Genomic DNA, 8,494 nt, shown 5'->3' with positions numbered 1-8,494 from the left:
AACGCCTCAAAATCGACGAAATGGAACCGCCTCCCGCGAATTATTTGCGGGAGACGGGGGTTATTCTTCTGAAAGATTGAAAAAGACCGGAGCGGTCAGATCCGGCTGACGACGCAGGGGATCGGCTCGTACTTGCGCAGGTACAACATCGCCTGGTCATTGATGCCGTCGAGCCACACACCGCGGCCCGCATAGCGGTAGCCATTGCCCATTGGGATCAGACGAACAGGGATGGCGTGATGCGCGCTGAGACGCAGCTCGCCTGTGACGATTTGCCCGGGCGCGAGCACGGGACGAGAACGCAGCACATAGTTGCCGCCGTTGTCGCAAGAGATCGCGAACGCTGCGCCGGGCAACATGAGATCATGCGCCGCTGCGCTGCCGACAGACCCACCGACCGCCGCGAGGGCCAACGCCCCGTACATCATGACCTGCTTGATCTTCACTGCAATCCTCCGCTCGCCAGCTTCCCGCGCGCATTAAGACCGCAAATCGCCGCGACGACAAGTCGTCGTGGCGACGCAAGTCAAAGCAGCAGCGGGGCGCCCGGCTGCCAGCCGCCGCCGGTCTCCGCCTCGGCCGCCGGCGCGAGATCGCTCTCGCTCTCGTGGTGCAGGCGTTCTGCATAGGGCGCCGCGAACAGGCTGACGCCGCGCTGGTCGATCGCAAACAGCGGCATGAAGGATTGGAGATCACGACCTTCCATCAGCGTGGCCCGCCGATTGTCGAGGACGAGCCATTTGGAGTCGATTCGCACGGCGAGAACCGCGTGATCCTGCCGCACGGCGAGGTCACGCACCAAAAGCAGCCGCAGATCGGATTCGGGCGTGCCTGCCGCCAGCAACAAGGCGTATTTGGCGATCGCGTAGTCCTCGCAGTCGCCGAGCCCGCTCCGCAGGGTCTGCAGTGGCGCGCTCCAGACGTCCGGCAGGCCGTGCTGCTGATCGTCGCTGACATAACGCACGGCCTGATTGACGCCGCGATTGACGATTTCCGCGCGCGCCCGCTCGTCGCCGGCCGCCACAGCCGAACGCTTGAGCGCGATGAAGATGCGCTCCGACGCCGAGCATCGCGCATCATCGGCATTGCAGCGCTCGATCGACAGCCGCTCGCTGCTCATCGCGCCCTGGATTCCCCGCCATTTGATCCACAGCAGGCCCTCGGGCGCGCGGAACGTCATCAGCCCGAACGGCTCGTCGCTGGGCGCCGGGACCGCAGGCCCCTGTGGCGCATCGCTGCCGATTCCAGCGTGCACAGCGGTGCCGGTGGATGCGACCTCGATCGGGCCTGAAGCGGCGCGGCGCAGGCCATCATGCTTGGCGAGCACGGCATTGATGGTGAAGAAACGAACGGGCGGCGGCACCGACAATGCACTATCAGCATTGTCCCGCTGGGATCTGCGGCTCGACGTCTCGGCGAAGGCGGCCCCAGCGCAACCGGCCGCCACCGAGAAGGCAAGCGCAAGCCCCAGCGCACGCGGGATTCCCCGCGGCCGATCGATCCGCAACATCACTGACGCCCCGTATGCTCCGGGGCATCGGCCGACATCATCGTGTCGGTCCCCGTCCCGGTTGTTATGGGATCAGGGATAGAGCCGGCGCCGCTTCGGGCCGGTTAAGGCGCGGTCAAACCCGCGGCCAAGCTGGCAACGCAACTAATCGCAGCCCACCGGATCGCGTTGCATTTGATCGATTCAGGGTTTGGTAACGCTGCGCGTCCCGGCTGCTGCCTCGATCGGCGCAGCGTACATCCGGGATCGCATGAGCCTTCCAGGAGAAGCCAGCCGCGCTTGCGCTCACCCGAGCGAGGTGCTGCGCGCTCAGCGCTCGCGCAGGGCCTCGTCGCGCAGCATGCGGGCGGGCCTGACCAGATAGTCCAGCACGGACTTCTTGCCGGTGAGGATCTCGACGGTCGCCACCATGCCGGGGATGATCGGGAGCGGCTGCTCGGCCGTCCCGAGGTGGTTCTTCTCGGTGCGAACCATCACGCGATAGAAGGTCTCGCCGCGCTCGTTCTTGTCGCCCTTTTCGTCGGTGATGGTGTCGGCGCTGATCCGCTCGACGCGGCCGTGCAGCGAGCCGTACACTGAGGAATCATAGGCGCTGAGCTTGACCACCGCCTCGTGGTTCGGACGGATGAAGGCAATGTCCTGCGGACGGATGCGGCCCTCGACCAGCAGCGTATCGTCGAGCGGAGTGATCTCCATCAGGCTGGCGCCGGGCGCGACGACCGCGCCGATGGTGGTGACGTTGAGCCGGTTGACGATGCCTCGCACGGGCGAACGCAGCTCGGTGCGCCGAACGCGGTCCTGAGCCGACTTGATGTTCTCGTCGAGCACGGCGAGATCGCCGCGGGACTTGGCGAGATCGTCCTCGGCCTGGGCCCGAAAGGCGGTGACGATGTTGAGCCGGCGCGCGCGCGCCTCCTGCACGGCGGACTCGGTCTTCACGATGCTCGCCTGCACGACCGCGAGCTGCCCGCGCATGTCGGTGGCCTGGCGATCGGCGCGCAGCATCTCGATTTCAGGCACCACCTTCTGCTCGTAGAGCTTGCGGGTCAGCCCCAGTTCGCGATTGAGCAGCGCCAGCGTCTCCGAGAACCGCTTCTCGCTCGCCCGGAGCTCGTCGATCTCCTTGCTCTTTTGCTGCTCCTGCTGCTGCACGACGTCGACGTCCTGCGCCAGCTTGCGGGCATGGGCGTCGAACACCGCGCGCTCGCTCTGCACCGCGCGCGGCGCATCGGCGACGAGTTCGTCGGGAAATTCGACCTTGCTGCGGCCTTCGGTCTCCGCCGCCAGCCGGATCACCCGCGCCGCCATCGCGCCACGGCGCTCGCGAATCTCGCCGAACTGAGAGGCAAACGTCGTGTCCTCGATGCGCGCCAGCGGCTGATCCTTCTCGACGATCGCGCCTTCCTGCACCAGGAGATCGGCGATGATGCCGCCCTCCAGCGATTGCACCACCTGGGTCTGTCTGGACGGCACCACCTTGCCATTGCCGCGCTTGACCTCGTCGAGCACGGCGAAATGCGCCCAGATCAGGAAGGTGAAGAACAGGCCCAGCGAGGCGAACAGCAGCATGCGCGCCGTCTTCGGCGTGCGCAATTCGACCGCCGCGCGGATGTCGTTGGAGAATGCGAAATCACTCTGCGCCATGTCACCTCGTCCCTTGGACCGGCTTCACGGCGGGGCTCGCGGCCGGCGCCGCTGCGGGCGGCTGCGGACGCAGCATGGTGAGGATCTGCGCGGTCGGACCGTCGGCGACGATCTTGCCGGAATCGAACACCAGGATGCGATCGACCAGCGACAACAGCGAGGGCCGGTGGGTCGAGACGATGATGGACATCTCGCCGGCCCTGTCGCCCTTGGCCAGGACCTTCAGCCGCTCGAGGAATTCGCCCTCGCTGCGCACGTCGAAATGCGCGGTCGGCTCGTCGAGGAACAGCACGCGCGGCTTGCGGATCAGGACGCGGGCGAGCCCGATCGCCTGCTTCTGTCCGCCCGACAGGCTGCGGCCGCCCTCGGCGATCATCATCTCGTAGCCCTGCGGATGGCCGGCGATGAAGGTCTCGACACCGGCGAGCCGCGCCGCTTCCAGCACCTCCTCGTCGGTCGCGGCCGGACGGCCGAGCGTGATGTTGTCGCGCAGCTTGCCGTAGAACAGGTCGGTGTCCTGCAGCACGAAGCCGATGCCGGCGCGCAAATCCGCCGGGTCGTATTGCGCGATGTCGATGCCGTCGATCAGGATGCTGCCTTCAGTCGGCGGATAGAACGCGGTGGCGAGGCGGCCGACCGTCGTCTTGCCCGAGCCGACGCGCCCGATGATGCCGATCTTCTCGCCCGGCTTGATGTCGAAGGAGACGTTGTCGAGCGCCTTGGCCTGGCTTCCCGGATAGGCGAAGCTGACATTCTTGAACTGAATCCGGCCCTGCTTGATCTCGCGCGCGACATAGATCTTCTCCGGCGGGCGCTCACGATCGAGCGACATCAGCCGGTCGATCGAACGCAACGCCGATGTCGTCTGGGTGAAACGCGTCATCAGGCCCGCGATGCCGGCGATCGGACCGAGCACGCGGCCGGACAGCATGTTGGCCGCGACCAGCGCGCCGACCGAGAGCTTGCCGTCGAGGATCAGGAACACGCCGACCACCACCAGCAGCAGGCTGCAGAACTGGCTGGCGACGCTCGCCGCGGTCATCGCCATCGACGCCCAGAACTGCACGTCCTCGCTGGAGCGCGCCTGCGCCGCCACCGAGCGCTCCCACACCGTCTGCACCCGGCTCTCGCCGGCCACCGCGCGGACCGTCTCCATCCCGTTCAGCGATTCCACCAGGATGCCGTGCCGGGCCGCCGATTGCGCCTGCATCTTGCGCATCGCGCGATCGAGCGGGCGCTGGATCAACAGCCCGACTGCGATCATGACGGGCAGCATCAGCAGCGGAATCCAGGCGACGGGACCGGCAATGATGAACAGCACGATGATGAACACGACGGCGAAGAGCATGTCCGTCGCCGACACCACGGTGCCCGAGGTGAAGAACTCGCGCACCGAATCGAAATCGCGAAGCTGGTTGGCGAGGATGCCGACCGAGGGCGGCCGCTTGTCCATCTTCAGCGCCATGACGTGCTCGAAGATGTTGGCGGCGAGCACCACGTCGATCTTCTTGCCGGTCATGTCGATGATGCGGCTTCGGACCACCTTGAGCAGGAAGTCGAATCCGATCGCCAGCGCCAGCCCGACGCCGAGCGCAACGAGCGACGGGATGGCGCCGTTCGGAATGACACGGTCGTAGACGCTCATCGTGAACAAGGGCGCCGCCAGCGCCAGGATGTTGACGATGAAGGCTGCGATCGCGACATGGCTGTAATTGGCGCCGAAGCGGCTGACGACGGACCAGAACCAGTGCGTCTTCGGCAGCTCGCCCGCCGCATCGACACGGGCATCGGCGATCGCAGCCGGCCGCACCAGATAGGCAAAGCCGACATATTGCGCCGCGACCGTCTCGATGCGCTCGATCGCCGGCGCTTCGCGGTGCGATGGATCGACGATGGTGAGACGGCCGGCCGCCTCGTCGATCGTCAGCAGGATGCGCGTGGTGCCGTCGTGAAACATCAGCACGCAGGGCAGCACCAGCGCGGGAATCTCGCTCAGCGGTCGTTCGACCAGTTGCGCCTCGAGCCCTGCCCGGCGCGCGGCCCGATCATACAGGCCGATGCTGAGCATGCCGCTTTCCAGCGGCAGACCCGACAAGAGCGCGCTGCGACTGAGAGCGCGGCCATGATGAGCTGCAAGGTAGAGCAGACTGTCGCTGAGCGGATCGGATGCCGGGGGGGCCGCGCTCGCCTGTGGCAGCACGGGCGCCTCTTCCAGCTCGAACCTGGTCGGACGAATATTCAACGATGCCTCGGAAATCCAGCGGGCCAACCAGGCAACACGGGGCTGCACCCAGCGCATTCTGCTAATGATTTTCGTTTAGCCCAATTCTGTGGCCGGGACCCGTGTTTTTCGGGGTCTTTGCCGGTAGCAGGGTGACAATATCGTCGCAGAGTAAATGCGAAAAAGCTGGCGCGGTATGCGCCAGCTTTTCGTGAGGTTCATTTCGGTGCCGGCCCGCCCGATCCGATGCCGCCATACTTTCCGGACACGACGAACAGCGACGTATCAGCCGGATCGCTCGAGGCCCAGCGATCACCGAAGGTGATCGGCGTAGGTTGCTTAGATCCACCGTCTTCCAGGCCGAACAGCGGCACCGGACCTGCGGCGCTCAGCGGTGCCGGACCTGGCGAGGGTGCGCTCAGCCGCAGCGGCGGCAGACGGTACCCGACGAAGCCGCCAGAGGCGTCGAGCGGTACGGTCTCCGGCGGATGGCCGGTCTTCAGATAGGCCAGCATCTGCCCCATCGCGGCGAGCAGCTGATAGTCCGCGAACACCACGACTCCGCGCGCCGACACCAGCGACACGTTGGCATTGAAGTACTGGTTCTGCGAGTTCAGCAGGTCGATCAGCGTGCGCTGGCCGAGCTCATATTCCTTGTTGTAGGCGATGAAGGTGCGGCGTGCCGCCTCGACGTCGCGCACCAGGGCCGCAACCCGATCGGCGGTGATGATGCGGGCCGCCCAGGCCTTGTCGATCGACTCCAGCGCATCGCGCTGCAACCGCGCGTGCTTCTGCTGCTCCTGGATCATCCGCTGCGCGGCTTCTTCACGGCGCCACGAATTCTGGCCGCCGTTGAAAATATCCCAGGAGGCCACGACCTTGCCGCTCACCTCGTCGTAGCGGTTGTTGTAGGTGATCGACTCCTTGCCGGTGGTCGCGCGGCCTTCGAGCGAGACCGTCGGCAGGAAGGTGCCGGTGGTGGCGTCGAAGCCGCGCTTGGCGGCGGTCACGTCCGCCGCGGCCGCACGCAGCGTCGGATTGAACTTGTAGGCGATGTCGAGCGATTCCGCCTTGTCACGCGGCAGGTCCGGCAGACGGCCAGGGAAACGCAGGTTGTACGGCTCGACGCCGACGACCTTGCGATATTTCGCCCGCGCGACTTCCAGGCTGAGGCGGAATTCCTCGAGCACGGCCTGGGCTGCAGCGACGCGCTCTTCCGCCTGCTGGGTATCACCCTCGCCGGCCCGGCCGCCCTGGAAGCGCGCCAGCACGTTCTTGCGCAGCTCGAGATGGACCTTGAGATTCTTCTCGGCGAGGCCGACCAGCGTCGTGTAGCGCACCACGTCCACATAGGCCTCGGCGGCATCGAGCCCGATCAGCTCGGTGCGCTCGAGCACGCGGAATGCAGCCGCATCCACGCGCGCAGCCTGTCTCCACACCTCGTTGATGGAGGAAAATCCATCGAACAGCAGCTGGCGCACGACCACGCTGGCCTCACGGCCGCGCAGGTACCGGCCATTATTGTTCGGCGCAGGCGTGACATATTGCTTGAGCATTTCAGGGCCGGCGCTCGCATCGAGACGGACCTGCGGGAGCAGGGTTCCCTGCTGCTGGCGAAGCTCCGATTCCGTCGCGCGACGGTTGGCTGCCGCCTCGCCCACGCCCGGATTGGTTTTCACCGCCTGATTGATGGCGTCCTGAATCGTGAAGGGTTCCGCCGCAAACGCCGGGCTAAAGCCCATTCCCACGACACAAATGAAACCGAGTGAATGTATGATCTTCAACATACAGTATCGGTAACAAAGCCGCGATCAGCTCGCAATGGAGCTCGCCACACTTCCGGCGAAAAATCGACCCGATGTTGCAGAATGGCGACTCCCTGCCACATTCCGGAAAATTCATAAACTCGATCAAGAAAGTAGGGAGAAGATCGCGGGAAGCCGATGGTGGGGGAGGCAGGACTCGAACCTGCGAAGCCATGAGGCGGCTGATTTACAGTCAGCTCCCTTTGCCACTCGGGACACTCCCCCGTATCGATGGCAGTCGACGATCGGCCGCGAGAACAGCGGTTGAGCGACCAGCGGCGCCATTGAGACGGTAAGACCGCGGGGGCCCGGATGAAGGGGCGCGCGCGACCGGGGCCCTTATGATCGAACCGGCCCCTCAAAGTCAACCAAGGGACGACGAATTTTCCCCTCTCGGCGGTGCCAAATTGCCAGAATCCGGAAGGCGTGACAGAAGCTCGTGCATGAGCGAACGCGACCGTAAGCCCCCTTTTCGCCGCCAAGGCGGCAAATCTCCCGGCAAATTCTCCGGCAAGCCGCGCGGCTTCGAGCGGCAGCAGGCGTGGCGCGAGCGCGAGTCCGGTCCCGACGGTCCCGTCATTCTCTATGGCTGGCATACGGTCACCCTGGCGCTCGCCAATCCGAAGCGCAGGATTCGCAAGCTCTACGTCACCGAGAACGCCGCGCGCCGGCTCGCTGACGAGCGGATCGAAACCAAGGTGACACCGGAGATCGTCCGCCCTGGCCAGATCGACCAGCGGCTCGGTCCCGATGCGGTGCATCAGGGCCTGCTGGCGGAGGCTGATCCCCTGCCCTCACCGGACATCGACACGCTCGAACCGGAGGGCATGATCCTGGTGCTCGACCAGATCACCGATCCGCACAATGTCGGCGCCATCCTGCGCTCGGCGGCCGCGTTCGACGTCAAGGCGATCGTGACCACGGCCCGCCACAGCCCGGAGGCCACCGGCGTGCTGGCCAAGTCCGCCTCGGGCGCGCTGGAGCTGGTGCCGATCATCACGGTGCAGAACCTCGCCCGCGCGCTGACCCGGCTCGACGAGCGCGGTTTCCAGACGGTCGGACTCGACAGCGCCGGTGCTGAGGACATCGCCGCCGTCACCCTCCGCGAGCCGCTGGCGCTCGTGCTCGGCGCCGAGGGCAAGGGTCTGCGCCAGCTGACCCGGGAGACCTGCAGCGTGGTGGCCCGGCTCGACATGCCCGGCGCGATCAAGAGCCTCAACGTCTCCAACGCCGCAGTGCTCGCGCTCTATGTCGGCGCGAGCCGGCTCGGGCTGATGTCCAGATGATGAAACGCCCGCGCGCTGATGCGCACGG

General features: G+C 65.9%; 6 protein-coding genes and 1 tRNA gene. 1 reads left to right on the top strand and 6 read right to left on the bottom strand.

Annotated elements, in window-relative coordinates; all coding sequences use genetic code 11:
* Positions 1-95 precede the first annotated feature (95 nt).
* From QX108_RS33140 to QX108_RS33115, 6 genes are all read right to left on the bottom strand, one after another.
* A complete protein-coding gene (locus QX108_RS33140; RefSeq protein WP_315719527.1) occupies positions 96-446 on the bottom strand; it encodes a hypothetical protein in 351 nt (116 codons plus the stop codon).
* A gap of 80 nt (positions 447-526) precedes the next feature.
* Complete coding sequence (locus QX108_RS33135; protein WP_315786520.1) at positions 527-1,510, bottom strand: transglutaminase-like cysteine peptidase; 984 nt, start codon at positions 1,508-1,510, stop codon at positions 527-529.
* A gap of 309 nt (positions 1,511-1,819) precedes the next feature.
* Complete coding sequence (locus QX108_RS33130) at positions 1,820-3,154, bottom strand: HlyD family type I secretion periplasmic adaptor subunit (RefSeq protein WP_172130871.1); 1,335 nt, start codon at positions 3,152-3,154, stop codon at positions 1,820-1,822.
* A gap of 1 nt (position 3,155) precedes the next feature.
* Entirely contained in the window at positions 3,156-5,453 is a 2,298-nt protein-coding gene (locus QX108_RS33125) for a type I secretion system permease/ATPase (protein WP_315786517.1), read from the bottom strand.
* A 140-nt stretch (positions 5,454-5,593) separates the two neighbouring features.
* A complete protein-coding gene (locus tag QX108_RS33120; protein ID WP_315786515.1) occupies positions 5,594-7,117 on the bottom strand; it encodes a TolC family outer membrane protein in 1,524 nt (507 codons plus the stop codon).
* A gap of 202 nt (positions 7,118-7,319) precedes the next feature.
* Positions 7,320-7,405, bottom strand: a tRNA-Tyr gene (locus QX108_RS33115).
* 218 nt (positions 7,406-7,623) lie between these two features.
* On the opposite strand from QX108_RS33115, the gene rlmB reads away from it, so the two are divergent.
* Positions 7,624-8,466: a 23S rRNA (guanosine(2251)-2'-O)-methyltransferase RlmB gene (gene rlmB, locus QX108_RS33110; protein ID WP_315719523.1), complete on the top strand. Its 843-nt coding sequence runs from the start codon at positions 7,624-7,626 to the stop codon at positions 8,464-8,466.
* Positions 8,467-8,494 lie beyond the last annotated feature (28 nt).

The sequence above is a fragment of the Bradyrhizobium sp. SZCCHNR1002 genome (assembly GCF_032381435.1).
In the GTDB taxonomy this organism is placed as follows: Bacteria; Pseudomonadota; Alphaproteobacteria; order Rhizobiales; family Xanthobacteraceae; genus Bradyrhizobium; species Bradyrhizobium aeschynomenes.
This window is presented reverse-complemented; position numbering and strand designations above follow the sequence as displayed.